The 16,854-nt window shown below is 55.5% G+C and carries 12 protein-coding genes; 8 read left to right on the top strand and 4 right to left on the bottom strand.

What is annotated here, in order from left to right:
* Positions 1-129 precede the first annotated feature (129 nt).
* The 7 genes from BLR44_RS07200 to BLR44_RS07170 all read left to right on the top strand — a co-directional run bounded on the left by BLR44_RS07200 (position 130) and on the right by BLR44_RS07170 (position 6,810).
* Positions 130-1,044, top strand: a complete 915-nt coding sequence (locus tag BLR44_RS07200; RefSeq protein ID WP_089680689.1) for a DMT family transporter — start codon at positions 130-132, stop codon at positions 1,042-1,044.
* A gap of 242 nt (positions 1,045-1,286) precedes the next feature.
* A complete protein-coding gene (locus BLR44_RS07195; protein ID WP_089680687.1) occupies positions 1,287-2,348 on the top strand; it encodes an SDR family oxidoreductase in 1,062 nt (353 codons plus the stop codon).
* Positions 2,349-2,387: 39 nt separating this feature from the next.
* The gene (locus BLR44_RS07190; protein WP_089680685.1) at positions 2,388-3,212 is read left to right on the top strand and encodes a helix-turn-helix domain-containing protein; all 825 of its coding nucleotides are present in this window, start codon (positions 2,388-2,390) and stop codon (positions 3,210-3,212) included.
* Positions 3,213-3,287: 75 nt separating this feature from the next.
* Complete coding sequence (locus BLR44_RS07185; protein ID WP_089680683.1) at positions 3,288-4,133, top strand: hypothetical protein; 846 nt, start codon at positions 3,288-3,290, stop codon at positions 4,131-4,133.
* Between the two features lie 169 nt (positions 4,134-4,302).
* Positions 4,303-4,608, top strand: a complete 306-nt coding sequence (locus BLR44_RS07180; RefSeq protein ID WP_089680681.1) for a DUF1330 domain-containing protein — start codon at positions 4,303-4,305, stop codon at positions 4,606-4,608.
* A 367-nt stretch (positions 4,609-4,975) separates the two neighbouring features.
* Positions 4,976-6,022 (top strand): serine hydrolase domain-containing protein, encoded by a 1,047-nt coding sequence (locus tag BLR44_RS07175; protein WP_089680680.1) that lies wholly within the window; start codon positions 4,976-4,978, stop codon positions 6,020-6,022.
* Between the two features lie 365 nt (positions 6,023-6,387).
* A complete protein-coding gene (locus tag BLR44_RS07170; RefSeq protein WP_218127025.1) occupies positions 6,388-6,810 on the top strand; it encodes a hypothetical protein in 423 nt (140 codons plus the stop codon).
* Positions 6,811-7,000: 190 nt separating this feature from the next.
* Here BLR44_RS07170 and BLR44_RS29120 read toward each other — a convergent pair whose 3' ends face one another.
* Complete coding sequence (locus BLR44_RS29120) at positions 7,001-7,147, bottom strand: hypothetical protein (protein ID WP_245705999.1); 147 nt, start codon at positions 7,145-7,147, stop codon at positions 7,001-7,003.
* Between BLR44_RS29120 and BLR44_RS07165 the strand changes: the two genes are divergently transcribed.
* On the top strand, positions 7,106-7,327 hold the full coding sequence (locus BLR44_RS07165; protein WP_317042773.1) for a tyrosine-type recombinase/integrase: 222 nt from the start codon (positions 7,106-7,108) through the stop codon (positions 7,325-7,327). The two genes, BLR44_RS29120 and BLR44_RS07165, sit on opposite strands and share 42 nt — an antisense overlap.
* Before the next feature lie 566 nt (positions 7,328-7,893).
* Here the strand turns inward: BLR44_RS07165 and BLR44_RS07160 are convergent.
* The 3 genes from BLR44_RS07160 to BLR44_RS07150 all read right to left on the bottom strand — a co-directional run bounded on the left by BLR44_RS07160 (position 7,894) and on the right by BLR44_RS07150 (position 16,731).
* Positions 7,894-9,807 carry a beta-N-acetylhexosaminidase gene (locus BLR44_RS07160; protein WP_089680805.1) on the bottom strand — a complete coding sequence of 638 codons (1,914 nt, stop codon included), beginning with the start codon at positions 9,805-9,807 and terminating at the stop codon, positions 7,894-7,896.
* 169 nt (positions 9,808-9,976) lie between these two features.
* Positions 9,977-13,384, bottom strand: a complete 3,408-nt coding sequence (locus BLR44_RS07155; protein ID WP_245705995.1) for a CRTAC1 family protein — start codon at positions 13,382-13,384, stop codon at positions 9,977-9,979.
* The gene (locus BLR44_RS07150; protein WP_089680673.1) at positions 13,384-16,731 is read right to left on the bottom strand and encodes a VCBS repeat-containing protein; all 3,348 of its coding nucleotides are present in this window, start codon (positions 16,729-16,731) and stop codon (positions 13,384-13,386) included. The genes BLR44_RS07155 and BLR44_RS07150 overlap by 1 nt, the downstream gene beginning before the upstream one ends.
* Positions 16,732-16,854 lie beyond the last annotated feature (123 nt).

Raw genomic sequence — 16,854 nt, 5'->3', positions numbered from 1 at the left:
GATATCTGAGTCCAGTAAAATATGAAGCTTTACAGACACAACATTTATCAACTACTGTAGCTTAACTCCTCATCCACTCAAACAGGGGAAACCCATCTTAACTCTTAACTCTTTCTCTACTTTTGCGCCGTGAATCCACTTGTGCGGGCGCACCTGGCGCTCTTTCTCACGTCCGTGTTGTTCGCGGCCAACTTCAGCATCGCCAAAATCGCCATGCCCGAATGGGTACCGCCGTTTGCGTTCATCTCCATCCGCGTTGTTCCGACGGCGCTGGTGTTCTGGCTGTTGCATCGGTTCACCGTCCGCGAGCCCATCCGTTCGCGGCGCGACCTGGGGAAGATGTTGCTCGGAGCACTGCTGGGCATCGCGGGCAACATGCTCCTGATTTTCAAAGGGCTGAGTTTGACGGCCCCCATCAACGCCTCGCTGCTGACCATCCTGTCGCCCATTGTGGTCTTGGTCGGGTCTTCTTTCCTGATCGGCGAACCGATGACGCGCCGGAAGATGCTGGGTACGCTGCTGGCCGCCGGAGGTACGGTGCTGCTGGTGGTCAACAGTCGCTCGGCTGAGACGACCGGCTCGCTCGAAGGCGACCTGCTGGTGCTGGTTAGTGCGGTGAGCTACGGCGGTTACCTGATTTTGACGCGTCCGCTCGCGCAACGCTACCATCCGTTCACGATCATGAAGTGGAACTTCCTGTTCGGTGTGCTTTTGGTAGTGCCCTTCGGCATCGTCCCGTTGCAACAGATTCAGTGGAGCCAGTTTCCGGCCGAAGTGTGGGGCAGTGTGGTGTTCGTGGTGATTGGCGTGACCATTCTGCCGTACCTGTTCAACGCCGTGGCCCTGCGCACCGTCAGCGCGTCGGTAGCCGGCATTTACATCTACCTGCAACCGCCCATGGCCGCCTGGTTTGCCGTGATGCTGGGCAAAGACCAACTGACCTGGACCAAAATCGGGCTGGGGCTGCTGATTCTCCTCGGCGTGTTTATCGCCAGCCGTCCCCGCCTCCCCCAACCTCGCGCCAAGGTCCTGAACGAGTCGTAGCCGCGTGGGCCCTCTTCCGGAAGTAGATGAACGAGTCTACGCTCACGCCGCCTGCCAGCCGTTGCCCGAAAGCGCGACGTTAGCATAGCGTGCGTAACCCGTTACCAGCCTTTTCTTTTCTTCGCTGCCTTACCTTATCGGTAGCGATTCGCCGTGGACGTCTCAACAACGTAACATTGGACGTTTCAACAAACTAGCCTACCGTACGAGGAGCGACCTTTGCGCTATCCATTGTACTTCGTATGACACCTTCTGTTTCTGACACCCTTGTTCTGGTCACCGGCGGCACCGGCTTCGTCGGGAGTCACTGCATTTTGCAACTGCTGCAACGCGGCTATCGGGTTCGCACCACTGTCCGGTCGCTCGAGAAAAAAGAAAAAGTCCTGGCCATGCTCCGCCAGGGCGGCCTCGCTTCGTTTGACCGCCTTTCGTTTGCAGAGGCCGATCTGACCCACGACCGCAATTGGAACACGGCTCTGCAGGACTGTACGTACGTGCTGCACGTGGCCTCCCCCATCTTTCTGGAACTGCCCCGCCACGAGGACGAGATGATCCGCCCGGCCGTGGACGGTACGCTGCGGGTGTTGCGGGCGGCGCGGCAGGCAGGCGTGAAACGCGTGGTGATGACTTCCAATTTTGGTGCGGTGGGCTACAGCCACCGGGATCACAACACGCCGATCACAGAAACCAGCTGGACCGATCCTCATGAGAAAGGGCTGTCGGCTTACAACCAATCGAAGGTGCTGGCAGAACGGGCTGCCTGGGACTTTATGGCCCACGAAGGAGGCGACCTGGAGCTAGCGGTGATCAATCCGATGGGTATTTTCGGTCCGGCGCTGGGCCCGGAGCTTTCCAGTGGTTTCGGGTTACTCCAGAAAGTTTTGGACGGGAGCATGAAACGCCTGCCGGACATTCGCATGGGAGTTGTTGACGTGCGCGACGTGGCCGATCTGCACCTCCGCGCCATGACACACCCTGCCGCCAACGGCGAACGCTTTCTGGCGCTGGCCGGCGGCACGATGTCGCTGCTGGAAATCAGCCAGTTCCTCCGCCGGAAACTACCGGACGTGACGCAACGGGCTTCCACCCGGCCCCTTCCTACCTGGCTACTACGGATGGCGGCGCTGTTCAACACACAGGCGCGGGCAATTTTGCCGCTGGTGGGCATTTACCGGAACGCCAGCAATGCCAAGGCGAAGCAACTGCTGGGTTGGCAACCCCGCCCGAACGAAGAAGCCCTTCTGGCCACGGCCCAAAGTCTGGTACACTACGGCCTCTTGCGTCCCGAAACAGGCGCCCGATGAGTGCATCATTTTTCAAAGATTAGCCCGTATCTTTAACGAATGGTGAGCAACGCTGATCGCATTACGTCCTGTTACCTGGGGCCGCAGATTTCGCCCGAGCAATTTGTTGCGGAGCACATGTTTCTGTTTCTGCTCAAAGGCACCCTGCACGGCTACGACGGCCACCGGCACCACACGCTACGCCCCGGCGAATGCTGTCTGGTGCGCAAAAACCAGTTGGCTCGTTACACCAAACAAAAGGACGAAGGACAATTTGAGAAAGTGGTGGTGATTTTCGATGCGCCTTTTCTGAAATCGTATCAGGAACGCCACGCCGTCACCGCTGAGCCGGCTCACGTTAGCGGGCCTTTTGTCCGGTTGGAGCCTGGTGAGTTGATTCCCACCTTTATTCGCTCCCTACGGCCTTACTACCAGATGGGCGGGCAGATCGACGACGCCTTTGCCCACGTGAAACGCGAAGAACTGCTCCTGATTCTGCTGCGCACTCATCCGAAACTGGCCGCTCTTTTCTTCGATTTTGGTCCACCCCACAAAGTAGACCTGGAAGCCTTTATGCACCGGCATTACAAATTCAACGTGAGCATAGAGCGCTTTGCGTTCCTGACGGGCCGCAGTCTGTCGGCGTTCAAACGCGATTTTCGGCAGATCTTCTCCGATACGCCCAGTCGCTGGTTAGTGCAACGTCGCCTGGAGGAGGCGTATTTTCTCCTGGACCACGAAGGCGGGAAACCTTCCGACATTTACCTGGACCTGGGCTTTGAGGATCTCTCGCACTTTTCGTTTGCCTTCAAGAAAAAATACGGCGTCGCCCCAACCCAACTGTCCAAAAACGTTTCCGTACTCCGGCCGTCACCCATGACATGACCTGGCTACTGAAACATAAATCGCGACTATTCCCGCTGAATCTCAACCTAACGATACCTTCAAACCACCCCAACGATGCACGCTACCCTACGCCTCTTCCTTGCCCTCGTGGCGCTGACCCTCTGCTTCAACGCCGATGCCACGACTGAGAAATTGCTAAAGACCGGAAAATTCAACCCGAAACGGGATTTGCTTCTGGTGCAATTCGACTGCAAAACCGATGTGGACGACCTGCATTCGGCAGCGGCGTTCGTTACGCTGATGTCTGACCCCGCCTTTTCCAACCTGAACTACCATGCCGTTGCCGGTACTTACGGCACGCAGGAGGGATTGTACGTCCCGCCCAACGCGTTATTTCAGCTTGCCTTTGGCGACCACTGGACCGATGCGCATGAAAATTTCGCAGGGGCCGTCGACGCGGTAAAAGCCCTGGTCAAGTCAACGCTTGCCCAAAAAGGCGATGTCTGGATTGCCGAAGCGGGCCAGTCCGATTTTACCGCGGCACTTCTTAAAGCCATCCAGGCCGATTTACCCACCCTGCCTACCTCGCAGCGGATCCATGTGGTGCAACACAGCGACTGGAACGAGGAGGTGACTTCTCCTGAAAGCCTGCAGTTTGTCAAGACCAACGCTGATTATCAGAAAATACCCGATGGCAATGTAGTGGGCAACGGCACCCCGGGGTTTCGGTCGGCGGAGTTCACCCAATGGAAAACACACATGAGCGATCGCCGCCTGGTGACGATATGGCAGCGCACCCTCGATACGGCGAATCAGTATAACGGGAAAGAGGGGCGTTACCTCAACGAGGCCGTGGCGGCCGGTGGACTGGACTTTTCGGACCTCTCGGAAGTGTGCTGGATTCTGGGTTTACAGGACATAAAGGATGTAGCGCACTTTTTCAACCGGTATGCTAGTTGAGCACGCTGCTCAGAGTGGCTTCCGGAGGTTTTTGAACCGGGACTTTTCAGGTATCCTTCATCACTCCTCCGCCTTGTAAGAAGACGCGCCCCCATGATAAAAATCGCCAGTCAGGTAAAAGGGGGAAGAAGACTGCCCTTATTTTGTTGCAATTTGAACCCGTACGCATATGATTTACATAACTCAGCTCATTTATATAAAGGATGGCCAGGAGGCCACGTTCAATCGGTTTGAGGAAGTGGCGATTCCTCTGATCGCCAAGTACAACGGACGGCTGTTGCTCCGCTATCGCCCCACAACCGACCAGATCATCGCACAAACGATCGAAACACCTTACGAAATTCATCTGGTAGAATTTTCCGACGAACAGGACCTGGCGGCTTTCTTTCAGGATGAGGCGCGGAAACAGATGGTGCACCTGAAAGAGCAGTCCATCGAAACGGTCTGGTTGCTGAAAGGCACCAGGCTCGGATAAGCTTTCTTCACCCGTTTGGCCAGTTCTTCGCCCGTGAGATCATTCTCCCGGCCATCTTGCGTCGCAATGTGGCGTCCTTCAACGGCATGTGGCTACCCAAGTGCGCCTCCCTAAGCGGGTCACCTCTAGCCTGCGTCCTGCCTTTGCAACACACTGGTTGGAAGGGAGAGCAGATTTGCACTATCTTCAAAACGTAGCGGGGCACGAATTGAGTAAGCCCACAGAAAGCTATACGCGCATGGCCACGAGTCAACTGCGCCGGAGTCCTAATCTACCGGACAACAAGCCCCAATAAAGAAGTAACCCAGCGGTGGGGTATGCATAGGTTGTAAACCATTAGAATAAGAGGGAAAGACAACAAGATGATATGAAGAAAAAACAATCCAAACAGATATTTAGAATAGTTTTATTGCTAGGCACAGCGATCTCCTTGTACTTCGTGCCATGGCTTTTGGTGAAAGCATGGATACTTCCACTACCCGATACAATTCAAGAACAGTTGGATGAAGCCATTGGTCATGGTTTTGACGGCATGATTGTCTATATCGACCAAGGTGACCAACCACCTCAATATTTTTCTTCCGGCTGGCACGATCGAGAATCCAACGTAGTGGCAAAGCCTGATGCGTTATTTAAGATCGCGAGCATCAGCAAACTCTATGACGCAGTGGCAGTTACCAAACTGGTAAGTGATGGACGACTTTCATTAGATAAGTCAATCGCTGATTATTTACCGGAGCTTGCGGGCAGAATTGAAAACGCTGACAAAATCTCCTTAAGGCTAATGATTCAGCACAGAAGTGGCATTCCCAATTTTACGGACGCTCCAAACTTTTGGTCAGCCCCCACAAAGACCTATGAAGAAAGCCTTGCCTTGATTCTGGACAAACCGGCCAATTTTGAACCAGGCAAAGGCTATGAATATTGCAATACGAATTACCTGTTAATTAATAAGATAATGGATGACGAGCTAGGATATAAGAACTTTCAATTCATTCGGGAAGAAATCTTAGCACCACTTCACCTCCGCAATACATTCGGGTCACTCAATGAGGTAAATATAGACGAAGTCATGAGTGGTTATCACGTAGGCCACCCCTTTGATTTGAAGGAAGACGAACATGGCATGTTAGCCACAGCAGAAGACGTTGGTATTTTCCTGAGGGCATTGAACGATGGATCGTTATTTGAACCGGGAGAGCAGGAAATCTATGCCTCCATTTACGAGTACGAACATGCCGGTTGGGTTCCGGGGTACCAGAGTTTCGCAAAATATCACAAAGACCTTGATGCTGTTATTGTTGAGTTTTACAACACAACCGACCCTAAACTGTATAATTGGAATTTGTCAGAAATCATCAATACTAGAATTGTCAAAATACTAAAAAGGCAAAAAGTTCATAGCGATATATAAAAGGTATTAGAATGCCCCACAGCCTCAATGTGGACGGTCAAAAATCAAGATGGTAAAGGTTAACTCAGTGGGTCTTGTTGTTTTCCATAGTTTGCTGCTTTTTCTAAGTCAGGCCTTGTATGCGCAAACTAGGTCGTGTATACAAACTAAGCGAAGAACTTGATGGCTGCGATTAGGATGACGGCTTCATAATTGGCGGGCCTTTTCTCATATCGGGCGGTCGGCCGCTGCCGTAGCCACTCGCCTGGCATCAATGAACCTGAACATTCGTCGCTCCAATTATGGAAATTGATTGTTGAAAGTAAAGCGCCAACAACCCAACCCAGCAGTTCGCGTCGGTCGTTGTGTGCCATAAAATAGAAAAAATGTGGGCACTAGGAGAACTAATGTTTTGGATTATCTACTTAATTCTGTTGCTTCCTCTAGCATGGATTGTTGCTCGATTAATGAGAGAAAAAAAATCTACGGTTCGAGAATTTGTTTATTTGACCATTGCATTGATACCTATAACCCTGTTTAGCTATATCCAATATATCAATCAAAGAAATGCCGAACTGGAATATGTTGGTGTCTATTATCTTACAGAATACCCGAACTGTGATACATGCGTGTTGAATTTAAACTCAGATAATGCATATACAGTAATTTTTGACGACAGGACGTTGGAACAGGGAAAATGGAAGTATAGTAGTGGTGGAGACTATTGGATCGTCGATATTGGTAAAAATGGACAGTTAGGGTCTGGAAAATACAAATACAATGACAGAAAGAATAATTTTAAAGAATAGATACGCACACAACAATACGCAGCCACTAGACTAGAAAAAATGAGCCAGAGTGGTAGTCTCGCGAAACACGGAAATTGATACTTGGAAGAAAACATCAAACAAGCTCGGCCAGCGGCTGCGTTTGCCGTTAAAAAGGACTTTCATGCCGAACTGGTTGCTCGGCAGCGAATCCTAAACACCATTATCCGTTTTACTTCTTCACGCGCTTGGTCAGTTCTTCGGCTGTGAGGGAGAGCATCTTCCCGGTCACTTCCCCGTCGCGGTGTGGCTTATAGTAGCGGTATACGGTGCCAATTTGTGCATTGGCAAGCGGGTCACCCCCCATTGTCTTCGTCATACCTTTGCCACGCATCTATTGGAAGATGGCGCAGATTTACGTTATATTCAAACCTTAATGGGGCACGAATCGAGTACAACTACGGAACGCTATACGCGCGTGGCCACAAGTCAACTGCGACGGATTCCTAACCTACTGGACGACGAGCCCCAAGATGGAAATAACACACATAAAATATAACACACATGTGTGTTACCCATACGTTGGTTGCCATACTACGTTGGTTGCCATACTTGGATGACGAGAATACGATATATTTCGATTTTGATTAGTTTAATTGGACTAGTTGTCGTCCTTTTTAAACATTATCAACTTGGTATTCAATACAGCACAGCTGACGGAAAAACCCAGGCTCTTTATTCGCTGAATTTGCTACCCTTTATAGAATATTCTCTATTCGGAATTATTGCACTTATTTTATCAATCATTGCGCTTATTCGTAATGAACCAAGACGTATATCTTATCTATCATTAGTTATTTCCTTGATGACAATTCTTCTTCCATTCATTGACATCTGGAAAATCTGGGTATGACGTGTACGGCAACCAACAACGCATAAGTCAAATCTGGCTTTTGTCTGTTACAACACTTCGTGGTAACTTTAGTCGCACATACGTTGGGTACTTTGGACGGGGGGAGCGACTAGCCAGCCTTGCCTTATACGCAACCGTTAACGAGGACCTTCATACCGAACTGGTCACGCAGGCGTTCGCCAGCGAATCCTGAGCACCCGCTTTCGTCCGTTTTACTTTTTGACGCGTTTGGCCAGTTCTTCGGCTGTGAGGGAGATCATCTTCCCGGCTACTTCGCCGTTGCGGTAGGAAATGACGCGGAACAGGTCGACGCCCTTCGGAACGACGATGGGTTCTTTGTAGGGATTGTAGTATTGGTTGGGCAGCGAGTTGTCGAGTGTGTAGTAAAGATCCACGCCGGGCACTTCGGTCGATAGTGTGACGACCAGATTGCCAGCCGGATTCTTTTTCACCTGGATGATGGCGTCGTAGATACTCCGCGCGTAGTTTATTCCTGCCTCGTCGAAACGGGCCATGTGCTGCTCCACGCGCGGCACGAATCCTTCCCAACTCTTTTGGTTTTTCGCCGTCCAGCCGATCTCGGCAATGGCAAACGCGCGCGGGTACATCATGTATTGTAACTGCGAAGGGGCGGCCAGTTGTTCGGTCCAGACGTTGCCCTGCGACCCCAGAATCAGGCTGGATTTGACGCCCTCGGGCACTGGGTCCCACGCGTAGCTGTCCTTCAGCCGGGCCATGCTGTACGTCGGCGGCTCGACAGATGGATCGCCCTGGTAGAGGTCGAGGTAGGCCATTGGCGACGGACTCATCACGACAGGAGCGCCCAAATGCGCCGCCTCAATGCCGCCCTTCATGCCACGCCAGCTCATCACCGCCGCGCCTTTGGGCAAGCCGCCTTCCAGAATCTCGTCCCACCCGATGGTTTTTTTGCCCTTGCTGGTGATGATGTCGTGCACGCGTTTCGAGAAGTAACTCTGGAGTTCTTCGGCGCTTTTCATGCCCTTTTGCTTCATCAGCGCCTGACAGCTGGCGTCTTTTTCCCAGTAGCCCTTGTAGCACTCGTCGCCGCCCATGTGGATGTACTCGAAGGGGAACAGTTGCGCCACTTCGGTCATCACCTTGTCCATAAACGTATAGGTATCCTCTTCCGACGGGTCCAGTGTGTTGTCGATGTGCATCGTAAATTTTCCGTTGCCGTGCCACGTCGAAAACTTGCTGCCGGGGTTCACCATCGCGTTGGGGTCTTCGGTGCAGGCCAGTTCCGGGTAGGCCGCGATGGCCGCCATGCTGTGGCCGGGCACGTCGATTTCGGGCAGGATTTCGATGTAGCGGTCTTTGGCATACTGCACCACTTCGCGGATGTCGTCCTGCGTGTAGAAGCCGCCGTCCGTAGCCTTTTCGCCTTTTGCCGGAGGTGCGTGGTTTCCCCACCGTCCGACACGCGGCACGCGCCATGCCCCCACCGAGGTCAGTTTCGGCAAGCTTTTGATTTCCACGCGCCAGCCCTGGTCGTCGGTCAGGTGCCAGTGGAACCGGTTGAATTTGTAGCGGGCGATGTGGTCGATGAAGGCTTTGACCTCCTCTTGCGTGTAGAAGTGACGGCTCACGTCGAGCATGATGCCCCGCCAGCCGAAGCGCGGTGCGTCGGTGATGGTCACGGCCGGAATGGCCCACTCCACCCCCTCGGCTTTCGTGTCGCTCTCGATCTCTTTCGGCAGGAGTTGCAACAGCGACTGCACACCGTAGAACAGCCCGGCGGGTTGGTTGGCCGCGATGGTAATTTGTTGCGCGGTGGCTTCCAGCCGGTAGCCTTCCTCACCCAGCGCCGCGTCCGGTTGAGCGTTGAGCGTCAGGACAATCGCCGATGGACTTAGCGTCTCCGTCACCTTGAGTTGATAACCCGTCGCCGGTTGAATTTCGTCCGACAGGTACGTGCCGATTTTCTGCACGTCAGGTTGGCCGCTCGGCACCACGATGGAGGTAGCACTGACGAGTGGAAATGTGCCCTGCCCCTTTTCCAGGCTGACAGGTTGGGGGATGATGGCAACCGAAGGCGCTTGCGCATGTACGGCGATCGTGCTTACGACCACCAGCGCAAGTGTAACGAGGCAGTGAGGTACGTTCATGGTGGTGAGCAAGTTACCCATATTTTTCAGGCGGCAGGTATTCGGCATTTCGTGCTATTACGTTGCTTTATGATTTGTTAACTCTTAGCGCTAATCTGTAGCACCGAAGTGTCCCGCCACTGCGGCCAACTCCATCGATACGGATAAGCATAACCACTACACTATCATGTTAACGCCCCGCGTGCGCCATCGCCTTGCTGGGTTCCTGTTGCATCGGACGGAACAGCTGTAACGGCAGGCCGTTGCGGGCGATGAGCAGGAGCGAGCCCTGTGTAGTGCGGATCGACTGAATGTCGCGGACTTCGCCTTCCAATAGGAAGCCGCAGTCGGTAGGCAGGACAGATGTAAAATGCCCTTTTCCGTCGCCTTTCAGCATCAGGCCGTAACTGCCGTCGTATCGCCCTTGATAGACACTGACGCCGTGGTAGTTCCCGCCCAGCAAAACGTCCAGGTTGCCGTCGCCGTCAGCGTCTTCGGGATGGAGGGCGTAGATTTTGGAAACCTGTGCCATCTCCGGCAGCGGCCGGGTGATAAACGAACCGGTGCCGGTATTTTCCAGGTAGAGCGACCGGAACTCATTGACTTCCAGCACGTCCGCGCCATTCAGTTCGTCTGCGGTGAAGATCTCGTCCACCGTTTTTCCAGCGAAGTCTTTGTAGCTGGTGAAACGCTTGTTGATGATGCCCGGCAGTTGTTTGCCCAGTTCATCTTTCGTTGCCACGGTGTACCAGCGGTCGCCCACGTTGTAAGTCAGGATCTGGTCGAGCGTTTCGTTGCCGTCCAGGTCCTTCACGTACATCTTCAGCGTGGTGCCTTCGGTTTTGCGCAGCTTCGTGTTCAGGCCCAAGTTTCCGGCCATGAGGTCTAGGTCGCCGTCGCCGTCGAAATCAGCCGCCGTCAGGCTGGCCCACAAACCTTCCGTTCCCGATAATCCGGCTTCGGTGGCCTCAGTCAGTTTCCCCGCTTCGTTACGAAATACGCGGATGGGCATCCAGTCACCCGCCAGGATCAGATCGCCATCGCCGTCCCGGTCATAATCGACCCAGACCGCATCCGACACCAGCCCGGCGCGTTGCAGGTCGGGCGCCAATGCTTCGGTCCGATCGGAAAAATGGCCCGTTCCGTCGTTCACGAGCAGGTATGAGCGGGGGCTCGCGCCGTAGTGATACGAGACAACGCGCCCGCCCACAAACAGATCGAGGTCACCGTCACCGTCCACATCGAAGGGGCGAACGCATCCGGTATTGTCGGGCATGGGCGGCAGGTGGTCCGTTGCGCGGGTCAGGTGGCCCTGCCCGTCGTTCAGGTAGAGGCGGTCGTACTGCTCGGGCATCTGGTCGTAAAATTCGTTGCCGCCACTGACCACATACAGGTCCAGATCCCCGTCGCCATCGGCATCGAAAAAGGCCGCGCCCACGTCCTCGTAAGTAGAATCCGTCCGAAAGGCCGGTTGCGCCAGCGGATTGAAACCGCCCTGTGGCGTTTGGACAAAAAGTTGTCCGGCCTGCCACTTGGCACCGCCGACAAAGAAATCGTCGAGGCTGTCGCCGTTCACGTCGCCCACGGCCAGACGCGGCCCTTCGGTCGAGACGTGGAAGGGAATCAGGCTCTCGCGGTAGAAGTCGAAAAACTGATTCTCGTGGTGCACGTAATCCACCGGTATGGCGGGCGTCACGTCCTCGAAAAGCGGCTGCGGCTTCGGGAAAAAGGCTTGATAGCGTTCGCGTCCGCCGTCGGCAGAAGTTTGGTGCAGGATCAACGTGGTATCGATGGGCACGTCGGTCAGCAACTGCGTCCGCTGGTCTTCCCAACATACCAGGAGCGTGTCGATCTTGGTTTGCGTGCCCAGCCCGAACGTCAGCGTCGGCTCCACCGCCGACAGAAAACCCCGCGTCGGCATGAGTTGCTGCAATTGCAATTTTCCGCCGGATTTCAGGATCACCTTTGCCCCCACACCGTACGTATTACCTGCCGTCCCTTTCAGTTGCACCCGGAGGTAGTGCGGTTGCCCCAGCGTGTTCGTCTGGTTTTCGTAGACGTGCGCAGGTTCGTTGATGTTATTGATGATCAGGTCGAGGTCACCGTCACCATCCAGGTCGGCGTAGGCCGCGCCGTTCGAAATGTTCGGCTCGCCCAGGCCCCATGCGACCGACCGGTCGTGAAAGCGCAGAGAGTCGGTGCCCTGAAACAGGTAGTTGTGGGTTTTGCCTTCGGGCATCATGGCGATGGCCCGTTGGTCCAGACTGGTCGAGGTTTCCATCGCATAGCGCAGCGAGTCGCCGGACGCGAATTTGACGTATTCCAGATTGTTGGGGCGGTGGACGATGCCGTTCGACACGAAAATGTCTTTGCGTCCGTCGAGGTCGTAGTCGGCCAGCAGCGTACTCCAGCTCCAGTCGGTCGCGGCCATGCCCGCCATCGCCCCGACGTCGGCGAATTTCTCTCCACCCATGTTGAGTTGCAGGCAGTTGCGGCTGTACTGGTAAAAATACCCGTAGTCGAGTTTGTAGCGGTAGATGTCGAACGGGTCTTCGCCCAACGACGATTTCTCCACGACTTCGTCTTCCGGGTACATGTCGAGCGTCAGTACATCCTGATACCCGTCGCCGTTGAGGTCGCCCACGTCGTTGCCCATCGAGTAGCGGCTCAGGTGCCGGAAGTGGTCTCGCGCACGTTCGGTAAAGGTGCCGTCGCCGTTGTTGACGTAATAGTAATCGTCCTCGTGAAAATCGTTCGAGACGTAAATGTCGTCCCAGCCGTCGTTGTTCAGGTCGGCCACCGACACCCCCAGGCCGTAGCCCATCGCCGCCTGGTAGATCCCCGCCTGTTCGCTCACGTCGACAAAGCCTGCCCGGCCAGTCTCCTGCAACTGATTTTTATAGAGTCGATCCCCCGACTCCTGATGTACCAGCGCGCGGGTGCTGACGCGGTCGTAGCTCCGCGAGGTATGCACGGCGTGGTTCAGCAGGTACAGGTCAAGGTCACCGTCGTGGTCATAATCGAAAAAGGCGGCCTGCGTGGCAAACCCACTGAAGTCGACGCCATACTCCGCGGAGCGTTCGGTAAAGGTGACCTGCCCCGTTTCGTCGGGACCGTCGTTGATGTAGAGTTCGTTGGCACCTTCCAGCCCGCGGAAGTTAGCGACCGCACAGAGGTAGATGTCGAGCCAGCCGTCGCCGTTGACGTCGGCCATCGTTACACCGGTCTGCCAGTCGGAATAGCCCCCGACACCCGCCGCTTCCGTGGCGTCTTCAAACCGCAGGTTGCCTGGTCCGGGCGTGGATCGATTCAGGTAGAGCTTATTTTTCTGGCGGTTCGAGACAAAATAAAGGTCGTTTTTCCCGTCGCCGTTGACGTCGCCGACCGCTACGCCCGCCCCGTTGTAGAAGTAGAGGTAGTCGAGGATGTTGAGGTCTTCCTGGTACTCCAGGTGGTTGACGAACGTCACGCCCGTCTGCGCCGAATCCAGCGCCTCGAACAGCGGATGCTCCGGCGCCTGTTCCGTCGTTTCCGAAGGCTGGCATGACCAGAGCAAGCCCGTCGCGAGGCACACCATTCCCACTATTGCTTGTTTCATCACTTTCTTGTCTGAATCGTTTCGTGCGCGGGCGCATACCGCATCACCTGCGCCGCCGCGTCGTTTTTAGCCAGAATCAACCACCGCTCCTCGCCCCGGCCGCGGGCGGGCTGCACGTGGCGTACCTGCCCCCGGGTAAAGAAGCCGGACTCCTGCGGGCGAAGCGGCTGGTAGCTTCCGTCCTTTTTCCCACACAGCACCAGGCCATAAGAAGCGTCGTACCGACCGATTTCGGGCAACACGTCGAAAAAGTTACCGGCCAGTAGAATGTCCGATTGGCCGTCGCCGTCGAAGTCGTCTACCTGAATGCCACAGACCGGCGACACCTGTGCCTCTACCGGCAGCGGCTCCAGGGTAAACTGACCGCCGTCGTTGCGCAGAAGGCACGTGTTAGGATTCACCACCTGTTTCTGTAAAGCTCCGGCCAACTCCTCTGGGGTAAAAATATCTTCCAACCGCTTGCCGGCGTAGTCGGCGTACTTCACAAAATTCTTTTTGGTATTGGGCATCTGCTTTTGCAGATCGTGTTTCAGAATCATCGGATAAGCATTGCCGTCTTCTTTGTAGGTGGTGATGAGTTGTTCCACTACGCCATTCCCGTCGAAATCGTGCACGTACAGCTCGGCCGGTTGCTGCGCGCTGGCCCGCAGGTGCGAGTTGCGGCCCAGATTGCCCAGCACAAAATCGAGGTCGCCGTCGCCGTCCAGGTCGGCCGGTTCCAGGGCGTTCCACCAGCCTGCCGAGCCTGCCACTTCGCGAGGTTCCAGCGATTTACCCCGAACGTTTTGATAGATCGTGACGGGCATCCAGTCACCGACCACGACCAGCTCTGGATAGTCGTCACCGTCCACGTCGGCCCAACAGGCATCGGTGATCATGCCCAGTTCGTTGGCAGGCAGGTAGCGCTTGGTGTAGTTCTTAAAACTGCCGTGTCCGTTGTTGATGTAGAGGTAGCTGGGTGGATCTTGTCCGTATTGCCCCGGCACCAGGCGCCCGCCGACAAACAGATCCATGTCCCCGTCGCGATCAAAATCGGCCGCGGCGACACACGAGCCGCTGAACGCCAGATTCGGCAGCTCGGTATCGAGCGTAAACCGACCGTGCCCGTCGTTCAGGTACAGCCGGTCGATCAGTTCGGGGGCGTTGGGAGCAAACTCGTTACTGCCCGTCACCACGTACAGGTCCTGGTCACCGTCTTCGTCCGCATCGAAAAAGAGCGCATCCACGTCTTCCGAGGCTTTTGCTTCAGCAAACAGCGGGGGCGTCACGTTCCGGAACGTGCCGTTGGCCTGTTGCAGAAAAAGCTGGCTGCTCTGGCCAGCCGCGCCGCCCAGAAACACGTCGTCGAGGCCATCGCCGTCGATGTCGCCCACTGCCAGGGCCGGCCCCTGCGTTGAGAACCGTTGTTTGAGTAGCGGATCGCGGTTGTAGTCCACAAAACTGCTTTCCTGGTGGGTGTAATCGAGGTGCACCTGGCGCGTGGCGTCGGTGAAGAGCGGCGTTGTGGTCGGCGGCATGGGCTGCCATGACCGATCGGCCTGTGCATGGTCGAGCCACAGCGTACGATCGGCGGTGATGTCGTGCAGCACCTGCTGCCGGTCGTCGGGCCAGATCACCGTCACCGAATCAATGCGCGCCTCGTTGCCCAGGCCAAACACGAGCGTCAGGTCCACAGACGACTGGAACCCCCGGTTCGGCATTTGTTGCAAATAAAGTGTCCGCTGAGGCTGGTGGACGTAGACTTTGGTCCCGATGCCGTTTCGGTTGCGGTCGTAGCCCTTTAGCCCCACACGCAGGTAATGCTGCTGGAGCCGGTCGGAAGCCGTGTTCCGGTATATGGACGCCAGCGTATCGATGTTGTTGACCACCAGATCGAGGTCGCCGTCGCCGTCCAGGTCACCGTAAGCTGCGCCGTTCGAGAAACCGGGTTGCCCCAGGCCCCACTCCTGCGCCCGGTTGCGAAACTGCAGCCCGCCTTCGTTGTGGAAGGCGTAGTTGGGAATGGGCGAGGCAGGCACCATGTCCAGAAACTCGCGGTAATCGAAGCGTTTGCCGGCGGCCATCTGCCGCATGTTGTCTTCGTTGGCCAGGAAATTCACGAAGTCCTGATCGGTCACATCTCGGGCCACACCGTTGGCGACAAAAATATCTTTCAGCCCGTCGTTATCCATGTCGAACAGCAGCGCGCCCCAACTCCAGTCGGTCGCCGCCACCCCCGACAGTCGGGCTACTTCGCTGAACGTGTTGTTGCCGTTGTTCAGGTGCAGCATGTTCTGCATGTACTGGTAGTGGAAATCGCGCGCGAGTTTCAGCTGTTGCAGGTCGTAACTCTCGAACGTAGAAGTAGTTTTCAGGCGCTTGTCGTCGCCCGGCAGCATGTCGGTCACAAAAATATCCTGATGTCCATCGTTATTCAGGTCGGCCATGTCCGCCCCCATCGACGAAAGGCTTTCGTGGCCCATCCACGTCTTCGACTCATCCGAGAAAGTCCCGTCCTGCTGGTTGATGTAGAGGTAGTCGCGTTCGTAAAAATCGTTCGAAATGTAGATGTCGAGCCAGTTGTCGTTGTTCACATCGCCGATGGTGATGCCCAGCCCAAAGCCGATCAGGCTGCCGTAGATCCCCGCGTCTTCGCTGACGTCCGTAAAATGACCGCCATCGTTGCGGAACAGTTTATCACCCCCGAGCGGATCGCGTCGTTCGCGCACGTTTTCGTAGCCCAGCCGGCCCACCGGAATGAAACTGTTGTTCAGGAGATAGAGGTCGAGGTCGCCGTCACGGTCGTAGTCGAAAAAGGCGGCGTGAGTCGAATAACCGTTATCCGCCAGTCCGTAGGCCGCCGCTTGCTCCGTAAACGTCGGGACGCCCTCGGCCGAAAGACCCTGGTTGATGTACAATTCATTGGTACGGTCGTCGCCGTTGCCGGCATTGCACACGTACAGATCCAGCCAACCGTCGCCGTTCACATCGGCCAGTGTGGCGCCCGTACTCCACGCGCGTTTCCCCGCCACACCCGCCGCATCGGTCACGTCCCGAAACCGCAGGTCTCCCTGGTTCAGGTACAGTTTGTTGTCTTGCAGATTAGAGATCAGGAACAGGTCGGGCAGGCTGTCGCCGTTCACGTCGCCGATGGCTACGCCACCACCGTTGTAAAAGTTGCGGTAGTTGAAAATGTTGAACTCTTTCTGGTTGGTCACCCGGTTGGCAAACGAGACCTGCGTATGGGCGGGCGAAAGAGCTTCGAACAACGTAGGGCCCTGCGGGGGGCGCGCCGCATCCCGGTCATTGGTCTGGCAGGCACCGAGAAGCATCAACACACACAGCAGGAGAGAAAGTCTCTGCATCATAGCGGATCAGGGCAAGTCCACTCCCCTCAACGGTGGAACCAGGGAGCGCAGTTCAGCATTTAAGCAACGAAAGGTAAGGAAAAGGCAAACCCCGTCAAGAGTTTGCCTTTTCCAATTCTACCA

This window comes from Catalinimonas alkaloidigena (assembly GCF_900100765.1).
GTDB lineage: Bacteria > Bacteroidota > Bacteroidia > Cytophagales > Flexibacteraceae > Mooreia > Mooreia alkaloidigena.
Note: the sequence above shows the minus strand (reverse complement) of the source record. Positions and strands in the feature narration are given on the sequence as shown.